This is a genomic window from Streptomyces sp. ISL-96 (assembly GCF_018614035.1).
GTDB lineage: Bacteria > Actinomycetota > Actinomycetes > Streptomycetales > Streptomycetaceae > Streptomyces.
Genome location: NZ_JAGGPA010000025.1, coordinates 150,550 through 171,563 on the forward strand (window position 1 = coordinate 150,550; position 21,014 = coordinate 171,563).

General features: G+C 70.5%; 16 protein-coding genes. 9 read left to right on the forward strand and 7 right to left on the reverse strand.

Annotated features, from left to right (window positions below):
* Positions 1-63: 63 nt before the first annotated feature.
* Entirely contained in the window at positions 64-3,582 is a 3,519-nt protein-coding gene (metH, locus tag J7E96_RS17275) for a methionine synthase (protein WP_215132513.1), read from the reverse strand.
* Between the two features lie 228 nt (positions 3,583-3,810).
* Between metH and J7E96_RS17280 the strand changes: the two genes are divergently transcribed.
* The 6 genes from J7E96_RS17280 to J7E96_RS17305 all read left to right on the forward strand — a co-directional run bounded on the left by J7E96_RS17280 (position 3,811) and on the right by J7E96_RS17305 (position 10,774).
* On the forward strand, positions 3,811-4,578 hold the full coding sequence (locus tag J7E96_RS17280) for an IclR family transcriptional regulator (protein ID WP_215132514.1): 768 nt from the start codon (positions 3,811-3,813) through the stop codon (positions 4,576-4,578).
* A gap of 247 nt (positions 4,579-4,825) precedes the next feature.
* Complete coding sequence (locus tag J7E96_RS17285) at positions 4,826-5,614, forward strand: MIP/aquaporin family protein (protein WP_215132515.1); 789 nt, start codon at positions 4,826-4,828, stop codon at positions 5,612-5,614.
* 40 nt (positions 5,615-5,654) lie between these two features.
* Positions 5,655-7,181: a glycerol kinase GlpK gene (gene glpK, locus J7E96_RS17290; RefSeq protein ID WP_215132516.1), complete on the forward strand. Its 1,527-nt coding sequence runs from the start codon at positions 5,655-5,657 to the stop codon at positions 7,179-7,181.
* Positions 7,182-7,196: 15 nt separating this feature from the next.
* Positions 7,197-8,807 carry a glycerol-3-phosphate dehydrogenase/oxidase gene (locus tag J7E96_RS17295; protein WP_215132517.1) on the forward strand — a complete coding sequence of 537 codons (1,611 nt, stop codon included), beginning with the start codon at positions 7,197-7,199 and terminating at the stop codon, positions 8,805-8,807.
* A 141-nt stretch (positions 8,808-8,948) separates the two neighbouring features.
* Entirely contained in the window at positions 8,949-9,620 is a 672-nt protein-coding gene (locus J7E96_RS17300) for a FadR/GntR family transcriptional regulator (RefSeq protein WP_215132519.1), read from the forward strand.
* Between the two features lie 155 nt (positions 9,621-9,775).
* The gene (locus J7E96_RS17305) at positions 9,776-10,774 is read left to right on the forward strand and encodes a PAC2 family protein (protein ID WP_215132521.1); all 999 of its coding nucleotides are present in this window, start codon (positions 9,776-9,778) and stop codon (positions 10,772-10,774) included.
* 61 nt (positions 10,775-10,835) lie between these two features.
* Here the strand turns inward: J7E96_RS17305 and mshC are convergent, their stop codons facing one another.
* From mshC to J7E96_RS17325, 4 genes are all read right to left on the reverse strand, one after another.
* Complete coding sequence (gene mshC, locus J7E96_RS17310; protein ID WP_215132522.1) at positions 10,836-12,065, reverse strand: cysteine--1-D-myo-inosityl 2-amino-2-deoxy-alpha-D-glucopyranoside ligase; 1,230 nt, start codon at positions 12,063-12,065, stop codon at positions 10,836-10,838.
* A 97-nt stretch (positions 12,066-12,162) separates the two neighbouring features.
* A complete protein-coding gene (locus J7E96_RS17315; RefSeq protein WP_215132523.1) occupies positions 12,163-13,005 on the reverse strand; it encodes an SCO1664 family protein in 843 nt (280 codons plus the stop codon).
* On the reverse strand, positions 12,969-13,559 hold the full coding sequence (locus J7E96_RS17320) for a DUF3090 domain-containing protein (RefSeq protein ID WP_069929557.1): 591 nt from the start codon (positions 13,557-13,559) through the stop codon (positions 12,969-12,971). Before J7E96_RS17320 ends, J7E96_RS17315 begins: the two co-directional genes overlap by 37 nt.
* Positions 13,560-13,644: 85 nt before the next feature.
* The gene (locus J7E96_RS17325; RefSeq protein ID WP_215132524.1) at positions 13,645-14,331 is read right to left on the reverse strand and encodes a histidine phosphatase family protein; all 687 of its coding nucleotides are present in this window, start codon (positions 14,329-14,331) and stop codon (positions 13,645-13,647) included.
* 59 nt (positions 14,332-14,390) lie between these two features.
* On the opposite strand from J7E96_RS17325, the gene corA reads away from it, so the two are divergent.
* A complete protein-coding gene (corA, locus tag J7E96_RS17330; RefSeq protein WP_215132525.1) occupies positions 14,391-15,389 on the forward strand; it encodes a magnesium/cobalt transporter CorA in 999 nt (332 codons plus the stop codon).
* A 21-nt stretch (positions 15,390-15,410) separates the two neighbouring features.
* Here corA and J7E96_RS17335 read toward each other — a convergent pair whose 3' ends face one another.
* Together J7E96_RS17335 and J7E96_RS17340 are read right to left on the reverse strand one after the other, a co-directional pair.
* On the reverse strand, positions 15,411-16,199 hold the full coding sequence (locus J7E96_RS17335; RefSeq protein ID WP_215132526.1) for a ferritin-like domain-containing protein: 789 nt from the start codon (positions 16,197-16,199) through the stop codon (positions 15,411-15,413).
* Positions 16,200-16,440: 241 nt separating this feature from the next.
* A complete protein-coding gene (locus tag J7E96_RS17340; RefSeq protein ID WP_215132527.1) occupies positions 16,441-17,490 on the reverse strand; it encodes an LLM class F420-dependent oxidoreductase in 1,050 nt (349 codons plus the stop codon).
* 155 nt (positions 17,491-17,645) lie between these two features.
* Between J7E96_RS17340 and J7E96_RS17345 the strand changes: the two genes are divergently transcribed.
* Both J7E96_RS17345 and J7E96_RS17350 read left to right on the forward strand, forming a co-directional pair.
* Positions 17,646-18,629: an aldo/keto reductase gene (locus J7E96_RS17345; protein ID WP_215132528.1), complete on the forward strand. Its 984-nt coding sequence runs from the start codon at positions 17,646-17,648 to the stop codon at positions 18,627-18,629.
* A complete protein-coding gene (locus J7E96_RS17350; protein ID WP_215132529.1) occupies positions 18,626-20,992 on the forward strand; it encodes an ATP-dependent RecD-like DNA helicase in 2,367 nt (788 codons plus the stop codon). The genes J7E96_RS17345 and J7E96_RS17350 overlap by 4 nt, the downstream gene beginning before the upstream one ends.
* The last annotated feature ends 22 nt before the right edge of the window (positions 20,993-21,014 follow it).

Genomic DNA, 21,014 nt, shown 5'->3' on the forward strand with positions numbered 1-21,014 from the left:
GTCTCCCCAGGTGGGAAGGCGACCGGCCTGCGCTGGACCGACCAGTGTACGACTCGTCCGGACTTAGCGCGCGTTGAAGTACTTCGCCTCGGGATGGTGAATGACGATCGCGTCGGTGGACTGCTCCGGATGGAGCTGGAACTCCTCCGAGAGGTGGACACCGATGCGCTCCGGCTGCAGCAGATCGGCGATCTTCGCGCGGTCCTCCAGGTCCGGGCACGCCCCGTAACCGAGGGAGAAGCGCGCGCCGCGGTACTTCAGCGCGAACATGTCCTCCACGGCGTCGGGGTCCTCTCCCCCGAAGCCGAGCTCGCTGCGGACGCGGGCGTGCCAGTACTCGGCGAGCGCCTCCGCCAACTGGACGGACAGCCCGTGCAGTTCGAGGTAGTCACGGTAGGAGTTCGACTCGAACAGCTCGGCCGTGGCCTCGCCGATCTTCGATCCCACGGTGACGACCTGGAGCCCGACCACGTCCGTCTCGCCGGACTCCTCCGGGCGGAAGAAGTCCGCGAGGCACAGGCGGCGGCCGCGGCGCTGGCGGGGGAAGGTGAAGCGGGTGCGCTCGGATCCGTCGTCGTTGAGGAGGATCAGGTCGTCGCCCTTGGAGTGGCAGGGGAAGTACCCGTAGACGACGGCGGCTTCGAGCAGGTTCTTCGTGTGGAGCTGCTCCAGCCAGCCGCGCAGCCGGGGCCGGCCCTCGGTCTCGACGAGCTCTTCGTACGTCGGCCCGTCACCGGTCCGCGCCTGCTTGAGGCCCCACTGGCCCTTGAACAGCGCGCCCTCGTCGAGCCAGGAGGCGTACTCCTTCAGGCCGATGCCCTTGACGACGCGGGTGCCCCAGAACGGCGGCTCCGGGATCCGGTTGTCGGTGGAGACGTCGGAGCGTACGGAACCTTCGGGCTCTTCGACTTCCAGCACGGCGGCCGTGGCCTTCGTCGGGACGCGGCGCTGCTTGAGCTCGGGGAGCTTGGCGCCGGGGACGCCCCGCTTGACGCCGATCAGGGCGTCCATCAGGCGCAGTCCCTCGAACGCGTCGCGGGCGTAGCGGACTTCGCCCTCGTAGATCTCGTGCAGATCCTGTTCGACGTACGCCCTCGTCAGCGCGGCACCGCCGAGGATGACCGGGAAGTCGGCGGCCATCTTGCGCTGGTTGAGCTCCTGGAGGTTCTCCTTCATGATCACGGTGGACTTCACCAGGAGACCCGACATGCCGATGACGTCGGCGCGGTGCTCCTCGGCGGCCTCCAGGATCGCGGAGACGGGCTGCTTGATACCAAGGTTGACGACCGTGTAGCCATTGTTGGACAGGATGATGTCGACGAGATTCTTTCCGATGTCGTGAACGTCGCCGCGGACGGTGGCCAGCACGATCGTGCCCTTGCCCTCGTCGTCCGTCTTCTCCATGTGCGGCTCCAGGTAGGCCACCGCGGTCTTCATGACCTCGGCGGACTGGAGCACGAACGGCAGCTGCATCTGGCCGGAGCCGAAGAGCTCACCGACGACCTTCATGCCCTCCAGCAGCGTGTCATTGACGATCTCCAGTGCGGGCCGCTCGGTCAGCGCCTCGTCGAGGTCGGCCTCCAGGCCCTTCTTCTCGCCGTCGATGATCCGGCGCTGAAGCCGCTCGTCGAGCGGGAGCGCGAGAAGCTCCTCCGCCTTGCCGGCCTTCATGGACTTCGTGTCGACGCCCTCGAACAGCTCCAGGAACCGCTGCAGGGGGTCGTAACCCTCCGCACGGCGGTCGTAGATCAGGTCGAGGGCGACCTGGATCTGCTCCTCGCCGAGGCGGGCGATCGGAAGGATCTTCGACGCGTGCACGATCGCCGAGTCCAGGCCCGCCTTCACGCACTCGTCGAGGAAGACGGAGTTCAGGACGATGCGGGCGGCCGGGTTCAGGCCGAAGGAGATGTTCGACAGGCCCAGCGTGGTCTGCACGTCCGGGTGGCGCCGCTTGAGCTCGCGGATGGCCTCGATCGTGTTGACGCCGTCCTTGCGGGACTCCTCCTGGCCGGTGCAGATGGTGAAGGTGAGGCAGTCGATGAGGATGTCCGACTCGTGGATGCCCCAGTTGCCGGTCAGGTCGGCGATGATCCGCTCGGCGATGGCGACCTTGTGCTCGACCGAGCGGGCCTGGCCCTCCTCGTCGATGGTCAGCGCCATCAGCGCGGCGCCGTGCTCCTGCGCCAGCTTGGTGACCTTCTGGAAGCGGGACTCGGGCCCGTCGCCGTCCTCGTAGTTGACCGAGTTGATGACGGCGCGGCCGCCGAGCTTCTCCAGGCCGGCCCGCAGCACGTCCAGCTCGGTGGAGTCCAGCACGATGGGAAGGGTGGAGGCGGTCGCGAACCGGCCGGCCAGCTCGGCCATGTCGGCGGCGCCGTCACGGCCGACGTAGTCGACGCAGAGGTCGAGCATGTGCGCGCCCTCGCGGATCTGGTCGCGGGCCATCTCCACGCAGTCGTCCCAGCGGCCCTCCAGCATGGCCTCGCGGAACTTCTTCGACCCGTTGGCGTTCGTACGCTCGCCGATGGCCAGGTACGACGTGTCCTGGCGGAAGGGGACGGTCTGGTAGAGGGAGGCGGCGCCGGGCTCGGGGCGCGGGTCGCGGGGGGCCGGGGTGAGGTCACGTACCCGCTCGACGACCTGGCGCAGGTGCTCGGGCGTCGTACCGCAGCAGCCGCCCACCAGGGAGAGGCCGTAGTCGCGTACGAACGCCTCCTGGGCGTCGGCCAGCTCCTCGGCCGACAGGGGGTAGTGCGCGCCGTTCTTGCCGAGGACGGGCAGGCCGGCGTTGGGCATGGCGGAGATCGGGACGCGCGAGTGGCGGGCGAGGTAGCGCAGGTGCTCGCTCATCTCGGCCGGGCCGGTGGCGCAGTTCAGGCCGATCATGTCGATGCCGAGCGGCTCCAGCGCGGTGAGCGCGGCGCCGATCTCGGAGCCCAGCAGCATGGTGCCGGTGGTCTCGACGGTCACGGAGCAGATCAGGGGGACGCTGATGCCGGCGACGTCCATGGCGCGGCGGGCGCCGATGATCGCCGACTTGGTCTGGAGCAGGTCCTGGGTGGTCTCCACCAGGAGCGCGTCCGCGCCGCCCGCGAGCATGCCTTCGGCGTTCTGCTGGTAGGCGTCGCGCAGCGTGATGTACGGGGCGTGGCCCAGCGTCGGCAGCTTCGTACCGGGTCCCATGGACCCCAGCACCCAGCGCTGGCGGCCGTCCTTGGCCGCGAACTCGTCCGCGACCTCGCGGGCGATACGGGCGCCCGACTCGGACAGCTCGAAGACGCGCTCGGGGATGTCGTACTCGGCGAGCGCGGCGAAATTCGCGCCGAAGGTGTTGGTCTCGACGCAGTCCACGCCGACCGCGAAGTACTCCTCGTGGACGGTACGCACGATGTCCGGGCGGGTGATGTTGAGGATCTCGTTGCAGCCTTCGAGGTTCTCGAAGTCCTCGAGGCTGGGGTCCTGCGCCTGGAGCATGGTGCCCATCGCCCCGTCGGCGACCACGACTCGACTGGCGAGTGCTTCGCGGAGGGCGTCTGCGCGGCTGCTGTGGCTGGCAGGCGTTGGGGTTGGCAACGAGGCCATGGATCTGCTCCCTGGGGTGCGACGGCTGTCGGCTTTGCGGCTTCCCGGCGGAAGGCGCACCTGGCCAGCGTAGCCGTGACCCCGTCCGCGGCGTGAAGGCGTCCCACGGGGCGGACGGTGTCGTGCTCTGATGGCTCCCGGTCGCCGGGCGGGCTCCCGACGGTGACACCAGGTCGGCATGAGCCGATAGTGTTCAGCATTGTCGAACCGAGGTGGAGGTGGCCGAGCATGGCGAAGAACATCCAGTCGCTCGAGCGGGCGGCAGCGATGCTGCGTCTGCTCGCGGGTGGCGAGCGCAGGCTCGGCCTTTCCGAAGTGGCCTCGTCCCTCGGACTTGCCAAGGGTACGGCGCACGGGATCCTTCGCACCCTCCAGGCGGAGGGTTTTGTCGAACAGGATTCCGCCTCCGGCCGCTATCAGCTCGGCGCCGAGCTGCTGCGCCTCGGCAGCACCTATCTGGACGTGCACGAGCTGCGCGCCCGCGCGCTGGTGTGGACCGACGACCTGGCCCGCTCCAGCGGCGAGAGCGTCTACCTGGGCGTACTGCACCAGAAGGGCGTACTGATCGTCCACCACGTCTTCCGGCCGGACGACAGCCGGCAGGTGCTGGAGGTCGGCGCGATGCAGCCGCTGCACTCCTCCGCCTTGGGCAAGGTGCTGTCGGCGTACGACCCGGTGGCGCACAACGAGGTCGTCGAGACCGAGCACAAGACCTTCACTCCGCGCACGATCACGGACGTGGACGACTTCGAGAAGGTGCTCGACCTGACCCGGGCGCGCGGCTGGGCCGCCGACGTGGAGGAGACCTGGGAGGGCGTGGCCTCGATCGCCGCCCCCATCCACGACCGGCGGCGGATGCCCGTCGGCGCGGTCGGCGTCACCGGCGCGGTGGAGCGGGTCTGCGGTGAGGGCGGAGAGCTCCGTGGCGACCTCGTTGCGGCCGTACGGGACTGCGCCCGTGCGGTGTCCCGTGACCTGGGTGCCGGGCGTTTCTGAGGCGCGTACAGCCCTCCCCTGTCACGCTGGTAACGATCGCGACACCCGGTCGCAGAACTCTTGACGCGCGTGTTAACCGGGGGCAAAACTGCCGTTCATCGGTCGGCAATGCCGAACACCTACCGGCAATACGCGCTAGAGTGTGGCAACGCCAAGGGACCGGGCTAGGCCCTCACCGAGGGCGCGAACCACCCGGAGGGACCCGGGGTTCGCCTTTCCCCTGGACGCAAGGACAAAGGAGTCGCGGGTGTCTACCTCCGACATCTTCATCGGCGAGATCATTGGTACCGCCGTACTCATCCTGCTCGGCGCAGGCGTCGTCGCCGCCGTCGTGCTCAAGCGCTCGAAGGCGCAGAACGCCGGCTGGCTGGCCATCACCTTCGGGTGGGGCTTCGCGGTCTTGACTGCCGTCTACATGACGGGCAGCCTCTCCGGCGCCCACCTCAACCCGGCGGTCACCGTCGGCATCGCGATCAAGGACGGCGACTGGAGCGACGTTCCGGTCTACATCGCCGGCCAGATACTCGGCGCGATGATCGGCGCCACCCTGGTCTGGATCGCGTACTACGGCCAGTTCCAGGCCCACCTCACGGACCCGGAAATCCTCGCGGAGCAGCCCGCCGAGGAAGGCATGGTCGACCAGAAGGCCGCCCCCAAGGCCGGCCCCGTGCTCGGCATCTTCTCCACCGGTCCTGAGATCCGGAACGTCTGGCAGAACCTCGCCACCGAGATCATCGGCACCGTCGTGCTCGTCCTCGCGGTCCTCACCCAGGGCCTCAACGACAGCGGCAAGGGTCTCGGAGCCGTCGGCGGACTGATGGTCGCCCTCGTCGTGGTCGGCATCGGCCTCTCGCTCGGCGGCCCGACCGGCTACGCGATCAACCCGGCCCGTGACCTCGGGCCGCGCATCGTCCACGCCCTGCTCCCGCTGCCGAACAAGGGCGGCTCCGACTGGGGCTACGCCTGGATCCCCGTCGTCGGCCCGCTGGCCGGCGCGGCGATCGCCGCGGGTATCTACAACATCGCGTTTGTCTGAGCCGACCGGCCGACCCTCTACAGACCTCCGGGAGCACACCGTGAACGACGTACACAGCACCGGCCCGTTCATCGCGGCCATCGACCAGGGCACGACCTCCAGCCGCTGCATCGTCTTCGACAAGGACGGCCGGATCGTCGCGGTCGACCAGAAGGAGCACGAGCAGATCTTCCCGAAGCCGGGCTGGGTCGAGCACGACGCGACCGAGATCTGGACGAACGTCCAGGAAGTCGTGGCCAGCGCCATCGAGAAGGCGGCCATCACGCCCGCCGACGTCAAGGCGATCGGCATCACCAATCAGCGCGAGACCACGCTGATGTGGGACAAGAACACCGGTGAGCCCGTCCACAATGCCATCGTGTGGCAGGACACCCGCACCGACGCGCTCTGCAAGGAACTCGGCCGCAACGTCGGCCAGGACCGCTTCCGCCGCGAGACCGGCCTGCCGCTCGCGTCGTACTTCGCGGGACCCAAGGTCCGCTGGCTGCTCGACAACGTCGAGGGCCTGCGGGAGCGCGCCGAGGCCGGCGACATCCTCTTCGGCACCATGGACTCCTGGGTCATCTGGAATCTGACCGGTGGCACCGACGGCGGCGTACACGTCACCGACGTCACCAACGCCTCGCGCACCCTTCTCATGAACCTGCACGAGATGCGGTGGGACGAGAAGATCCTCCAGTCCATGGACATCCCGGCCGCCGTGCTGCCGAAGATCCGTTCCTCCGCCGAGGTGTACGGCGTCGCCAAGGCCGGTCCGCTGAAGGGCGTCCCCGTCGCCTCGGCGCTCGGCGACCAGCAGGCGGCGCTGTTCGGGCAGACCTGCTTCGCCCAGGGCGAGGCCAAGTCGACGTACGGCACCGGCACCTTCATGCTGATGAACACCGGTGACACGCCCGTCAACTCGTACAACGGCCTGCTGACGACCGTCGGATACCAGATCGGCGACCAGAAGCCCGTCTACGCCCTCGAAGGCTCGATCGCCATCACCGGCGCGCTCGTCCAGTGGATGCGCGACCAGATGGGCCTGATCAAGTCGGCCGCCGAGATCGAGACGCTGGCCTCCTCGGTCGAGGACAACGGCGGCGCGTACTTCGTGCCCGCCTTCTCCGGCCTGTTCGCCCCGTACTGGCGTCCCGACGCCCGCGGTGTGATCGCCGGCCTCACCCGGTACGTCACCAAGGCGCACATCGCCCGTGCCGTCCTGGAGGCCACCGCCTGGCAGACGCGCGAGATCAGCGACGCCATGACCAAGGACTCCGGCGTCGAGCTGACGGCCCTGAAGGTCGACGGCGGCATGACCTCCAACAACCTGCTGATGCAGACGCTCTCGGACTTCCTGGACGCACCGGTCGTGCGCCCGATGGTCGCCGAGACCACCTGCCTCGGCGCCGCCTACGCCGCCGGCCTCGCCGTCGGCTTCTGGTCCAGCACGGACGAACTGCGCGCCAACTGGCGCAGGGCCGCCGAGTGGACCCCCCGCATGGACGCGGCCACGCGGGACCGCGAGTACAAGAGCTGGCTCAAGGCCGTTGAGCGGTCCATGGGCTGGCTCGACGACGAGAGCTGACGAGGAGTTACGAAAATGACCACCCTGCAGAGCGTCCCGGCCCTCGGGACGCGCCCGGCCGACGGTTCCACCCCGAGCCGCGCCGAAACCCGGGACCAGCTTTCCAAGGCGACGTACGACCTCCTGGTGATCGGCGGCGGCATCCTGGGCATCTCCACTGCCTGGCACGCCGCTCAGTCGGGGCTGCGGGTGGCCCTGGTGGACGCCGGCGACTTCGCCGGCGCCACCTCCTCCGCCTCCTCCAAGCTGCTCCACGGCGGACTGCGCTACCTCCAGACCGGCGCGGTCAAGCTGGTCGCGGAGAACCACTTCGAGCGGCGCGCCGTCTCCCGGGACGTCGCGCCGCACCTGGCCAACCCGCTGAAGTTCTACCTCCCCGTCTACAAGGGCGGCCCGCACGGCGCGGCCAAGCTCGGCGCGGGCGTCTTCGCCTACTCGGCGCTGTCCGCCTTCGGCGACGGAGTCGGGCATGTCATCGGCGCGGCGAAGGCGGCGCGTGAGGTGCCGGAGCTGCGTACGGACAACCTCAAGGCCGTCGCGGTGTACGGCGACGACCAGATGAACGACTCGCGCATGGCCCTGATGACGGTCCGTGCCGCCGCCCAGTCGGGCGCGACCGTACTCAACCACGCCGAGGTCACCGGGCTGCGCTTCACCAACGGGCGGGTCACGGGCGCGGAGCTCAAGGACCGCCTGGACGGCTCCGAATTCGGTGTGACGGCCCGTCTGGTGCTCAACGCCACCGGTCCGTGGGTCGACCACCTGCGCAAGATGGAGAACCCGGACGCCGCTCCCTCCATCCGGCTCTCCAAGGGCGCGCACCTGGTCCTCAAGCGCACCGCCCCCTGGCGGGCCGCGCTGGCGACGCCCATCGACAAGTACCGCATCACCTTCGCGCTGCCGTGGGAGGACCAGCTCCTGCTGGGTACGACCGACGAGGAGTACGAGGGCGACCCTGCGGACGTCGCCGTCAACGAGAAGGACATCGCCCAGATCCTGGACGAGGCCGCCTACTCGATCCGCGACCAGCAGCTGTCCCGCGACCTGATCACGTACTCCTTCGCGGGTCTGCGGGTGCTGCCCGGGGGTCCCGGCGACACCTCAAAGGCCAAGCGCGAGACGGTCGTCACCGAGGGACGCGGCGGCATGCTGTCGGTCGCGGGCGGCAAGTGGACGACGTTCCGTCACATCGGGCGTACGGTCATGAACAAGCTCGCCGCCCTGCCCGGCCACCCGCTGGGCGAGGACATGGAGCCGATCTCGCGCCTGCCGAAGAGGCAGCCGCTGCCGGGCATCTCCAACCCGAACGCGGTCGCCCACCGGCTGCTCGTCGACGGCGGTACGCCGGGCCCGCGGATGGCCGCGGACACCGCACGCCACCTGGCCACGCACTACGGCTCGCTGTCCTTCGACATCGCGCGCCTGGCCAACGAGGACGCGGCGCTGGCCAAGCGGATCCACCCGGACGCGCCGGAGATCTGGGCGCAGGTCGTGTACGCCCGCGACCACGAGTGGGCCGAGACGGCGGACGACGTACTGCGCCGCCGTACGACGCTGACGATCCGCGGCCTGGCCACGGACGAGCTCCGCGCCGAGGTCGAGGACGTGCTGGGCCGCAGGTCCTGAAAAGGCGTCCGGTAAGGGGCAGCCGCACAGGCGGCTGCCCCTTACCCATGGGCCCGCTCACGGGCTTACTCACGGTCGCTTCGTACCCACATAATGGGGCCAGACATCGGATGTCTGAGCGAAGCGACTAGGAGACACACCGTGGCTGTCACCGACGAGGCGATCGAGAAGATCAAGGAAATGATCGTCTCGGGGGCCCTGCGCCCCGGCGACCGCCTCCCCAAGGAGAGCGAGCTCGCCGCCGAGCTGGGGCTGTCGCGCAATTCGCTGCGCGAGGCGGTACGCGCCCTGTCGCTGATCCGCATCCTCGACGTACGCCAGGGCGACGGCACATACGTCACCAGCCTCGATCCGCAACTCCTGCTCGAAGCGATGAGTTTCGTCGTGGACTTCCACCGGGACGACACGGTGCTGGAGTTCCTCGCCGTACGCCGCATCCTGGAGCCCGCCGCCACCGCGATGGCCGCCACCCGGATCAGTGAGGCGGAACTGGGCGCGCTGAGCGCCCAGTTGGACGCCCTGGGGCCCGACCCGTCCGTCGAGGAGCTGGTCGCGAGCGACCTCGAATTCCACCGCCGCATCGTGCGGGGCTCCGGCAACTCGGTACTGTGTTCGCTGCTTGACGGGCTCTCCGGGCCGACCACCCGGGCTCGTATCTGGCGCGGACTGACCCAGGAGGACGCGGTCAGCCGCACGCTCCACGAGCACCGCGCGATCCTCGCCGCCCTGCGCGACCAGGACGTTGAAGCCGCCAGGTCGTGGGCGACGGTGCACATCGCGAGCGTCGAGCAGTGGCTGCGCTCGACGCTGTAGAGCGATGCAGAGCACCAGGCAGACGTCGGGGCTCTGATCTCGAATGATTCGGCGGACGCAGGGCACGCTTCCCTCATTCGCATCAGGCGTCGCCGCACCTGCTGAAAGCCTTAAGGTTGGTGCGTGTACAAGGGAACTTCGAAAGGGGGCACTGGGTGATCGAGCTCGAGGGGGTTCCCGAGCTGATCGACCCGGTCATGGTGGCCGCGTTCGAGGGCTGGAACGACGCCGGCGACGCAGCCTCCACCGCGGTCGCGCATCTGGACCGGGAATGGAAGGGCGAGGTCTTCGCGGCGCTCGACGCCGAGGACTACTACGACTTCCAGGTCAACCGGCCCACGGTGTTCATCGACGGCGGCGTCCGCAAGATCACTTGGCCCACCACCCGGCTCTCCGTCGTACGGATCGGCGGCGACAAGCCCCGTGACCTCGTCCTGGTCCGCGGCATCGAGCCATCCATGCGCTGGCGCTCGTACTGCAACGAGATCCTCGGCTTCGCCCACGAACTGGGCGTCGAGATGATCGTGATCCTGGGCGCGCTGCTCGGCGACACCCCGCACACCCGGCCGGTGCCGGTCAGCGGCGTGACGTCGGACGCGGATCTGGCGCGGACCATGGATCTGGAGGAGACCAGGTACGAAGGCCCCACCGGCATCGTCGGAATCCTCCAGGAGGCCTGTACGCACGCGGGCGTTCCTGCCGTGAGCCTGTGGGCCGCCGTTCCGCACTACGTCTCGCAGCCTCCGAACCCCAAGGCCACGCTGGCGCTCCTCAACCGCCTCGAAGACCTCATCGATCTGCGGATCCCGCTCGGCGAACTCCCCGAGGACGCGCGGGCGTGGCAGGTCGGCGTCGACCAACTGGCCGCCGAGGACAGCGAAGTCGCCGAGTACGTGCAGTCGCTGGAGGAGGCGCGGGACACCGCGGAGCTTCCGGAGGCGACGGGCGAGGCCATCGCCCGCGAGTTCGAGCGGTATCTGCGACGGCGTGACGGCGGGCCGGGCGCCGGCCACGGCCATGCGACGGACGGGGGCGAGGGCTCCGGTACGTACCTGCGCGACAGCTCCAGCGGCCGTACGCGACCGCCCAAGCCGCCTCGCGCGGAGCCGCCTTCCGACAGCGCGGACGGAACGGAAGACTCCACAGAGGAGTGAGACGGAGCCGCCCCCGGCCCTCTCCATGAGAGGGCCGGGGGCGGGAAGGTCCGGAAAACGACTACAGAGCCACGCCGAGCAGTGCGTCGACGGCGCGCGAGACGACACCGGGCGCGCCTTCGTCCGTACCGCCTTCGGACGCCTGGAGGGCGGCCCAGCGGTCCACGGCGGCGAGTGCGGCCGGGGCGTCGAGATCGTTGGAGAGCGCCTCGCGGATCTCCTCGACCAGGTCGTCGGCGGAGGGACCGTCGGGCCGGGACACGGCCGCACGCCAGCGGCCGAGCCGCTCCAGGGCGTCTTCGAGCACCTGGTCCGTCCACTCCCAGTCGGCCCGGTAGTGGTGCGCGAGCAGCGTGAGGCGGATGGCGGCCGGGTCGACGCCGTCGCGGCGCAGCTTCGAGACGAAGACCAGGTTGCCCTTGGACTTGGACATCTTCTCGCCGTCCAGAGCGACCATTCCGGCGTGTACGTACGTCTTGGCGAACGGGTACTCGCCCGTCAGCGCCTGGGCGTGGGACGCCCCCATCTCGTGGTGCGGGAAGGCGAGGTCCGATCCGCCGCCCTGCACGTCGAAGCCCATCCCCAGGTGGTCCAGGGCGATCGCCACGCACTCGATGTGCCAGCCGGGCCTGCCGCGGCCCAGCGAGGCGCCGTCCCAGCTCGGCTCGCCCGCACGGGCGGCCATCCAGAGCATCGGGTCGAGCGGGTTCTTCTTGCCGGGGCGCTCTGGGTCGCCGCCGCGCTCGGCGGACAGCAGCCGCATCGCGTCGGCGTCGAGGCCGGACACCTCGCCGAAGTGCGGGTCGGCCTCGACGGAGAAGTACACATCCCCTTCGAGCTCGTACGCCGCGCCCGCGTCCCGCAGCCGCTCGATGAGCGGCACGATGCCCGGTATGGCCTCGACGGCGCCGATGTAGTGCTGCGGCGGGAGCATCCGCAGGGCGGTCATGTCCTCGCGGAACAGCGTGGTTTCGCGCTCCGCGAGTTCGGTCCAGTCGAGTCCGTCGCGGATCGCCCGCTCCAGCAGCGGATCGTCTACGTCCGTGACGTTCTGGACGTAATGAACCTGCCGCTTGGTGTCGAGCCACACGCGCTGCACAAGGTCGAACGCGTTGTACGTCGCCGCGTGACCGATGTGGGTCGCGTCGTACGGCGTGATGCCGCAGACATAGATACGGGCGACGGGACCGGGGTCGAGGGAAACCAACCCACTGGTCGCGGTGTCGTGGATCTGGAGGTCGCGGCCCTTGCCAGGCAGGGCGGGGACCTCAGAAGCGGGCCAGGCATGCATGCCTTGAGCGTAACCGGACGCACGTTCCGGATACGAACCGGATAGGAAAACGTGTCCGGTTACGCACTCTTGCACGGGGCGGCAGCCGCACCCGCGCCTACACCGGCGGCCAAGGAATCGCCGGCCACTCCCCGCTCGGCTCCGGGTGGCGCCCCGTCGTGCGCAGCGCCGTCACCCTGGCCCGCAGCGCGTCCACCTCCGCCGGCGTGATCAGCTCGGCCATGCGGGTGGCGAGCGGCCGCCCCTCGGCCAGCTCCTCCGACAGCCGGGCCACCACCTCGACGGCCTCGGCCGTCAACGGCTCCCCCGCCCACCCCCACAACAACGTGCGCAGCTTGTCCTGCTCATTGAACGTGACCCCGTGGTCGATGCCGTACAGCTTCCCGTCCGCCGTCGGCAGCAGATGCCCGCCCTTGCGGTCGGCGTTGTTAATCACCGCGTCCAGCACCGCCAGGCGCCGCAGGCGCGCATCGTCGGCGTGCACGAGGAGCGCCGTGCGCCCCTCCCCCACGTCGGCGAAGGCAATGGCCTTCCAGCCCTCCGCGGGCTCCTCGTCCTCGACCAGAGCCAGCAGCCCCGGACCGCCGTCGCCGGACGCGGTCTCGATCCACAGCTGGCACATGCCCTCCCCGTACGGCCCGTCCCGCAGCACAGTCGGCGGCACAAGACCCCACCCCGTCACCTCGGAGATCTCGTACGCCGCCACCTCCCGCTGCGCGAGCGTGCCGTCAGGGAAGTCCCACAGCGGCCGCTCACCGGCGACCGGCTTGTACACGCAGGACGCCGATACGCCCTCGTACTCGATCTCGCAGTACAGCACCGCGTTGGACGCCTCACGGACGCGTCCGCGCACCGTCAGCTGCCCCTTCGCCAGCACGGTGAGGAGGCCGTCGTCCGCCGGAGTCACGCTCCGCGGCGGTATCCGTTCTGACGCGGGCATACGTGTCCCTCCGGGTCGAGCGGCAGGCTGCACAGCGGGCACGGCGGCCGGCCCGCGTTGACGACTTCGAGGGCGCGCTTGGCGAAGGCTCTGGCCTGGGCGCCGCTGAGCCGGACGCGCAGCATCGGCGGGCCGTTCTCCTCGTCCTGGAGCAGCCGTTCCTCGGCCTCCGCGAGATCCTCTTCGGTCTCCACGTCCAGCTCGACGAGGGCCTGCGCCTCGACGATCATGCGCTGTTCCTCGCCGTCCCAGGCGAGCGCCATGGTGCCGACGCGGAACTCCTCCTCGACGGGGGCGTCCAGCGGTGCGCTGTCGGTGACGTCCGCGGGAGCCACGGCGGGTACGGGGGCGTTGCCTCCGGTGCGGCGTACCACTTCGTCGAGCAGCTCGTCGATGCGCTCGGCGAGCGCGGCCACCTGGGTCTTCTCCAGGGCGACGCTGGTGACGCGGCCGGCGGCGGATGCCTGGAGGAAGAACGTACGACGTCCAGGCAGCCCGACCGTACCGGCGACGAAGCGGTCCGGCGGGTCGTAGAGGAATACCTGACGGGACACGTCCTGATCTCCCTTGAACTCATCTAAGCGCGGAAATCGTCTGTATGCGCGGTCTTGGGCGCGTCCACCCTACTGCGCCGATCGATCACGGTGCGCCTGCGCCGCCTCCTACGGCCGCGTCCCCGTCATCGCCGCTCTCGCGCGGCGCCAGCGAGGAGAGGTCGCCCGTGTCGCCGAGGCGCACGAGAAAGGGGCGGAGCCCGGTGTACCGGATGGCTGTCAGGGAACACGGGTCCACGTGAATCCGCTGGAAGAGATCGAGATGAAGGCCGAGTGCGTCCGCGACGACGGACTTGATGATGTCGCCGTGAGAGCACATGAGATACACGGCGTCCTCGCCGTGCTCGGCCTCGATGCGCGCGTTCCAGTCCCGTACGGCCTCGACCGCGCGGGCCTGCATGACCCGCATCGACTCCCCGCCCGGGAACGTCACCGAGGAGGGGTGCTGCTGTACGGCGGCCATCAGCGGCTCGTCGGAGAGCTCGGCGAGCTTGCGGCCCGACCAGTCGCCGTAGTGACACTCCCCTATCCGTTCGTCGGTGTGCAGCGGGAGACCCGGCCGCGCGTCGAGCAGCGGCTGAAGGGTCTGGCGGCAGCGTTCGAGGGGGCTGGTGACGGCGGCGGCGAGCGGCACGTCGGCCAGCCGCCCGGGCAGCGCGGCTGCCTGCGCGGCGCCGCGCTCGTCGAGCGTGACACCTGGCGTCCAGCCGGCGAGCAGCCCTGCGGTGTTGGCGGTGGAACGTCCGTGGCGTACGAGAATCAGCGTGGCCATGGCCGCCAGCCTAGGCCGAAGCCGGTTCCGGGGTGTGCCCGGGCCCGTACCGGGGGAGAATGCGCGCCGTGATCGTCGACTGTGCCATCTACCGGGAAGGGCGCCGTACCGAAGGCCCTTCCGATCTGTCCGACGCCCTCGCCGAGGCGCGGGCCGCCTCCGCCGGGGACGCCTTTCTGTGGATCGGGCTCCATGAGCCGACCGAGAAGGAATTCGATCTCGTGAGCAGTGAGTTCGGGCTGCATCCGCTGGCCGTGGAGGACGCGCTGTCGGCCCATCAGCGGCCCAAGCTGGAGGTGTACGACGACTCGCTCTTCGCGGTGCTGAAGCCGGTGATCTACGAGCCGGAGACCGACACCGTGACGACGGGCGAGCTGATGGTCTTCGTGGGCGACTCGTTCGTGGTGACGGTGCGGCACGGGGAGGGCGCCCCGCTGGCCGCCGTACGGCACCGTCTGGAGGCGGAGCCCGAGGTACTGCGGCACGGTCCGACCGCGGTCCTGTACGCCGTGAGCGACGCCGTCGTCGACCACTACATAGAGGTCGGCGCCGAGCTCCAGACCGACCTGGAGGAGCTGGAGGCGGAGGTCTTCGCGCCGTTCAGCCGCGATTCCAAGAACACCGCCGCGCGGATCTACACCTTCAAGCGGCAGGTGCTCGAATTCCGCCGCGCGACGGGGCCGCTCGCCCAGCCGATGCTGCGGCTGTCGAACCCCGGTCTGCCGTTCGTCGACGACCACGCGCAGCCGTTCTTCAGGGACGTCAGCGACCACCTCACCCGGGCGAACGAGCAAGTGGAGGGTCTCGACCGGCTGCTGTCCGACATCCTGTCGGCGCATCTCGCGCAGATGAGCGTGCGGCAGAACGACGACATGCGGAAGATCTCGGCGTGGGCGGCGATGGCCGCGGTCCCGACGATGGTCGCGGGGATCTACGGCATGAACTTCAAGCACATGCCCGAGCTGGGCTGGGTGTGGGCCTATCCCGCCGTGATCCTGCTGATGGTGATGTCCGAGATCGGCCTGTTCCGGCTGTTCAAGCGCCGCGGCTGGCTCTGAGCAGCAGCCGCCGCGCGCTGCTCAGGCGATCCCGGCCGCGGACGTCGCCGGCCCGCCCAGCGCATCGCGCCGCTCAGGCATCGTCAGGGACACCATGCGCCGCCAGCCGCCGAGGCGCTCGTACGCGTACATGGCGTGGATGCCCGCGGCGAGCGCGGCGGACTTGGCCTTCGGCCACTTCAGGATGCGCCCCATGTGGGCCATGACGGCGAGGCTGACGTCCCGGTAGACGCGGCACTCCGCCATGGCGCACTCGCGCAGGACGCGCTGGATCGTACGGCCGTGTCCCGCACGGGCCAGCCGGAGCAGTTCCTCGTGGCAGTACACGAGGTGGTTCTCCTCGTCGTGGGAGATCATCCTGATCGGCTTGCCCGCCTGGGGATGGTCGCCGAAGTACTTGACCAGCATGTCCATCTGGTCGGCGGCCCGCTGTTCGGTCACCCGGCTGTGCGAGAGGTAGACAAGGATGTCCTGCTCGGTCAGCGGCTCGTCGCGGCGCAGCTTGTCGTGGGCGAGGCCGATGCCGCGCTGTTCGAGCAGCATCGTGTAGTCGGTCTCCGGAGGGACCGGGACCGGTTCGAGCTCCCGCTTGTTGAGCAGGGCGTTGAAGAGCCGGCCGTGCTTGTCCTCGTCGGCGCCGTGCCGGGTGATCTTCGGAGCGAGGTGCCTCATGCTCTCGGGCACCAGAGCCGCGATGCGGCCGTTCTCCCAGCCGCCCTGGCTCTCGCCGCTGGCGGCGATGGAGCAGAAGAGCTGGAAGGGCTCGTCGTTGTCCAGAATTTCCTGAAAGACACTTCGGGCCGACAGCATCACTGAATACCTCCGTCTACCGCCGTGCAGGCGTCCGCAAAGAACAAGTCAAGAGCGGTACGGGAGGGCAGACAACAGCTGCGGCGGTCAACTCAGCCAGAATGACGAACCCCTGCGTAGTGCGGGGGCGTAACCCCAGCGGGCCCTGAGGCGTTGTTGTGCATGACGGCCGTGGCGGGGAAGACCCCCCGAGCCCCCACCACGGCCGCAGACTTCTTCTCCCGCTTTCTCGTCTGCGGGATTACGCCAGACCGGCGAGCTCCAGAGCGTCGGCGCCGGCCCTCAGGGCGGCGATCCGCTCGTCGAGCGTGAAGCCCGCGGGGGACAGCGTCAGCGTCGTCACTCCGGCAGCGGCGTACGCCTGCATCCGCTCGGCGATCCGTTCCACGGAGCCCAGCAGGGTCGTCTGGTCGATCAGCTGGTGCGGGATCGCGGCGGCGGCGCCCGTCTTGTCGCCGGACAGGTACTTGTCCTGGATCTCGGCGGCTTCCTTCTCGTAGCCCATGCGCTGCGCGAGCTGGTTGTAGAAGTTCTGCTTGCGGCTGCCCATGCCGCCGACGTACAGGGCGGTGTACGGGCGGAACGTGTCGGCCAGCGCGTTCACGTCGTCACCGACCGCGAGCGGCACGGTGGGGCAGACGTCGAAGCCGTCCATCGTCTTGCCGGCCTTCTCGCGGCCCGCGCGCAGGTGCTGGAGCGCGGTGTCCTCGATGTGCTCGGCGGAGGGGAAGATCAGCAGCGCGCCGTCGGCGATCTCGCCGGTCTGCTCCAGGTTCTTGGGGCCGATCGCGGCGATGTAGAGCGGGATGTGCTCGCGCTGCGGGTGGACCGTGAGCTTCAGCGGCTTGCCCGGGCCGTCGGGCAGCGGCAGCGTCCAGTGCTGGCCCTCGTACGACAGGCGCTCGCGGGACATGGCCTTGCGGACGATCTCGACGTACTCGCGGGTGCGGGCCAGCGGCTTGTCGAACTTCACGCCGTACCAGCCCTCGGAGACCTGCGGGCCCGAGACGCCGAGGCCGAGGCGGAAGCGGCCGCCGGAGAGGGAGTCGAGGGTGGCGGCGGTCATCGCGGTCATGGCGGGCGTACGGGCCGGGATCTGGAAGATCGCGGAGCCGACGTCGATGTTCTCGGTCTGGGCGGCGACCCAGGAGAGCACGGTGGCGGCGTCCGAGCCGTAGGCCTCGGCGGCCCAGCAGACGTCGTAGCCGAGCCGGTCCGCTTCCTGGGCGACGGCCAGATTGTCGCTGTCCATCCCGGCGCCCCAGTAACCGAGATTGATGCCGAGCCGCATAGCCACTCCCTTTACTGATCAGTAACGTGCCTGTGCCGGCGACTCTAACGCGCGGGGGCCGCGCCGCGTCAGGGGGCGTCCCGCGGTCTGACCCCGTGTGAGTTGTCCACAGGGGTCTGCTGCCGCCCGGCCCGTGGCCAGTAATCTCAGCGCCCATGGAGCAGAGGCATCTCGGCCGCACGGGCCTGCGCGTATCGAGAATCGGGCTCGGCACCCTCACCTGGGGCCGGGACACCGACGAGCACGATGCCGCCGACCTGTTGAAGGCCTTCTGGGAAGCGGGCGGCACGCTCGTCGACACAGCGGACGTGTACGGCGACGGGGACGCGGAGTATCTGCTCGGGCAGCTCGTGGAACGGCTCGTTCCGCGGCGCGATCTGGTCATTGCGACCAAGGCGGGCAGCGTGCCCGACCCCGACCGGCGCTTCGACGGCTCCCGTGGCCATCTGCTGGCGGCGCTCGACGCGTCGCTGGAGCGACTCGGCACGGATTACGTCGATGTGTGGCAGGTGCACGCCTTCGACTCGGCGAAGCCGCTCGACGAGACGCTCCAGGCACTGGACATCGCGGTCGGCAGCGGGCGGGCGCGGTACGCGGGGGTGTCGAACTTCTCCGGCTGGCAGCTGGCGAAGGCCGCCACCTGGCAGCTCGCGGCGCCCGGTGTACGTACCCGGCTCGCCAGCACGCAGATGGAGTACTCGCTGCTGCAGCGGGGCGTCGAGCGTGAGGTACTGCCGGCCGCACTGGACCTCGGTGTCGGACTGCTGCCGTCGTCACCACTCGGCCGGGGCGTACTCACGGGCAAGTACCGGCGCTCCGTCCCGCCGGACTCGCGCGGCGGCTCGGAGCACCTCTCCGGGTTCGTCGCGCCGTACCTCGACGACGCGGCGAGCCGGATCGTGGACGCGGTGGCGACAGCCGCGGACGGCCTGGCGACAACCCCCCTCAGAGTTGCCCTCGCGTGGGTCCGCGACCGGCCCGGAGTGGTGGCCCCACTCGTGGGCGCACGCAACGCGCGGCAGCTCGCGGCGGCATTGTCAGTGGAGGCGCTTAGTCTTCCAGACGAGATCTGCCAGGCGCTCGACGATGTGTCGGCGCCCGTGCACCGCTATCCCGACCAGGACTGGAGCACGCTGTGACTGCGCTTCCCCGGGGGGCAACCCCCGGACCCCCGGCCGAACACCGCGACGAGCCGACCGCCGAACCCGCGCGCCCGGCGCCGGGAGCCGCCGGGGACAACACGAAGCCCCACACCGAGCCCGGCCCCGGAGCCGACGCTGGGGCCGCGCGTGCGGCAGCGGCCCCGACGGACGCGAACGAGAACGCAGGTACCACCGTGAACACCGCCGACGAAGGACCCTCAAGCGGTCCCGACGAGAACCCGTCGGACACCGAAAGCCCGTCCGCCGACGGCGGAGATCCGGCGGACGCCACGAACCTGTCCGCCGAAGACGACACCGCGGGCCTGCCGGCCGGGGCCGGTGAAGGCGCGGCGCAGGGTGCAGAGGCGGCCACGGCGCCGCAGTTGTCCGAGGCTGAGGCTGAGCTTGCTGCCCAGCGGGCGTTGCGGGAGCGGATTGAGCGGCGCAAGGCCGAGAAGACCGCACCCGTCGAAGCCGGTGCCAAGCTGAGCGGGCAGGCCGCCGATCTGCTCGCGGCCGTACGGGCCGTGGAGAGCGGCGCCAAGTCCGGGGAGGTGTTCTCGTCCCCGGCGCCCCCTCCGCGCCGTGTCGCGCCCGCCCCCGCTTCCGCTCCGGCTCCCACGCCGGTGGCGCAGGCGACTGTGGCGGTCGCCGTCGCGCCCGAGGCCGTGGGTTCCGTACGGGACGTGCTGGCCGAGGGCGGTGCCCCGGAGGCGCTCGCCGGGGCGGTCGCGGGCGTCCTCGGGGAGCAGGCCGGGCAGGTACTGCGCGACGACCCCTGGCAGCTGCTGTCCGTACCGGGCGTGCGGCCCGAACAGGCCGACGGGTTCGCGCGCGCCCTGCTCGGCGCCCAGTGCGGTCCGGGCGACGAGCGCAGGACGGTGGCCCTCGTCGGCTGGCTCCTGGAGCGGGCGGCGGTCCAGGGCCACACCGCCCTGGAATCCGGCGCCGTCCGCAAGGCGCTCGCCGAGCACAAGGTGCCCGACCCGGACGAGGCCATCCAGAACGCCGTCGCCGAGGGTGTGGTGCTGGTCTTCCAGGACGGTGCGGAGGACGGCGGAGCCGACGAGGGCGCCGAGCCCGTGGAGGTTCTGCTGGGGCTCGAGCGGTACGCCCTCGCCGAGGAAAGCCTCGCCGACGGGCTCGCCCGGCTGGCCAGTACGTTCGGGAGCGAAGCGAAGGAAGCAACCGGCTGGGACGCGGGGCCCGTCCCGCCCTCCGCCGCCGAGCTGATCCGCGCCGTCGCGGCGAACGGCCTGGTCGCCCACAGCGGCGGCGAGGCCGCCCGCGCCGAACCGGCCGCGCTGGTCGCCGTGGCACGCGGGGCCGGCCTGCGGGCGTACGCCGCGTCACACAGCGCCGACGGCCGACGGCGCGTCGCCGACGCGATCGGCGACGCGTCGGCGTCCGTCACCCTCTCCGGGCTGGTCGCCGGGTCCGAAGGCCCCGGCCGGGACGAGGACGGCACGCTCGCCCTCGATCTGCTGGTCGTGCTGGACGCCCCGCAGCTGGACGTCGAGACCGCCGCGATCCTCGTGGAGTCGCTTGCGGACGGCACCAGGCTCGTCCTCAGCGGCGACCCCGGCATCCTGTCGTCCGCCGGCGCGGGCCGGGTCTTCGCGGACCTGCTGGCCGCCCGCGCGTGCCCGCATGTCGTTTCGCGTACGCCCGATCCCGGGCCGATCGGCGAGCTGGTCTCCAGCATCGGGATCGGGGAGCTGAACCAGGTGGAGGCGCCCGGCAAGGAGGTGGTGATCGTCCCCGTCCGTGACGCGGGCGAGGCCGTGCACCGTACCGTCCAGCTGGTCGCCGACTCGGTGCCGCGCGCCTTCGGGGTCTCCCCCGCGCAGACCCAGGTGATCACCCCTGGCCACGGCGGCTCCGCGGGCACCCGCGCGCTGAACGCCGCGCTCAAGCAGCGGCTCAACCCCGGCCCGGGCCGGTTCGGCGGCTTCGACCCGGGAGACCGGGTCGCGTACGTCCCGGCGCCCGGCCGGACGCTGCCCGGCACGGTCGTGTCGGCAGACGCCGACGGACTGCACCTCGACTGCGAGGGCACGCCCGTCGTCGTACCCAAGGAGAGAGTGGAGAGCGCGGTGCGGCACGCCTGGGCGCTCACCGCGCACCAGGCGACCGGGATGCGGTGGCCCGCGGTCGTGGTCGTGCTGCCCGGCGACGCCGCCCCGGCGCTGAGCCGCCCGTGGATCTACACCGCGTTCAGCCGCGGCGAACGGCACCTGTCCGTGGTCCACGGAGTCGACCAGGCCCTGCCCCGCGCGGTGGCCGAAATCCCGGACCGGCCCCGCACCACGCGCCTGCGCACCCTGCTCCAGCCCCCGGCCGAGCAGCCGGCGACGTAGCGAACACCCGGCGCAGGCCGGC

Bases quoted from the DNA above. Each gene is read 5' to 3' on its own strand.
- metH (WP_215132513.1), bottom strand. From the start codon at position 3,582: ATGGCCTCGTTGCCAACCCCAACGCCTGCCAGCCACAGCAGCCGCGCA.
- J7E96_RS17280 (WP_215132514.1), top strand. From the start codon at position 3,811: ATGGCGAAGAACATCCAGTCGCTCGAGCGGGCGGCAGCGATGCTGCGT.
- J7E96_RS17295 (WP_215132517.1), top strand. From the start codon at position 7,197: ATGACCACCCTGCAGAGCGTCCCGGCCCTCGGGACGCGCCCGGCCGAC.
- mshC (WP_215132522.1), bottom strand. From the start codon at position 12,065: ATGCATGCCTGGCCCGCTTCTGAGGTCCCCGCCCTGCCTGGCAAGGGC.
- J7E96_RS17315 (WP_215132523.1), bottom strand. From the start codon at position 13,005: ATGCCCGCGTCAGAACGGATACCGCCGCGGAGCGTGACTCCGGCGGAC.
- J7E96_RS17325 (WP_215132524.1), bottom strand. From the start codon at position 14,331: ATGGCCACGCTGATTCTCGTACGCCACGGACGTTCCACCGCCAACACC.
- corA (WP_215132525.1), top strand. From the start codon at position 14,391: ATGCGCGCCGTGATCGTCGACTGTGCCATCTACCGGGAAGGGCGCCGT.
- J7E96_RS17335 (WP_215132526.1), bottom strand. From the start codon at position 16,199: ATGCTGTCGGCCCGAAGTGTCTTTCAGGAAATTCTGGACAACGACGAG.
- J7E96_RS17340 (WP_215132527.1), bottom strand. From the start codon at position 17,490: ATGCGGCTCGGCATCAATCTCGGTTACTGGGGCGCCGGGATGGACAGC.
- J7E96_RS17345 (WP_215132528.1), top strand. From the start codon at position 17,646: ATGGAGCAGAGGCATCTCGGCCGCACGGGCCTGCGCGTATCGAGAATC.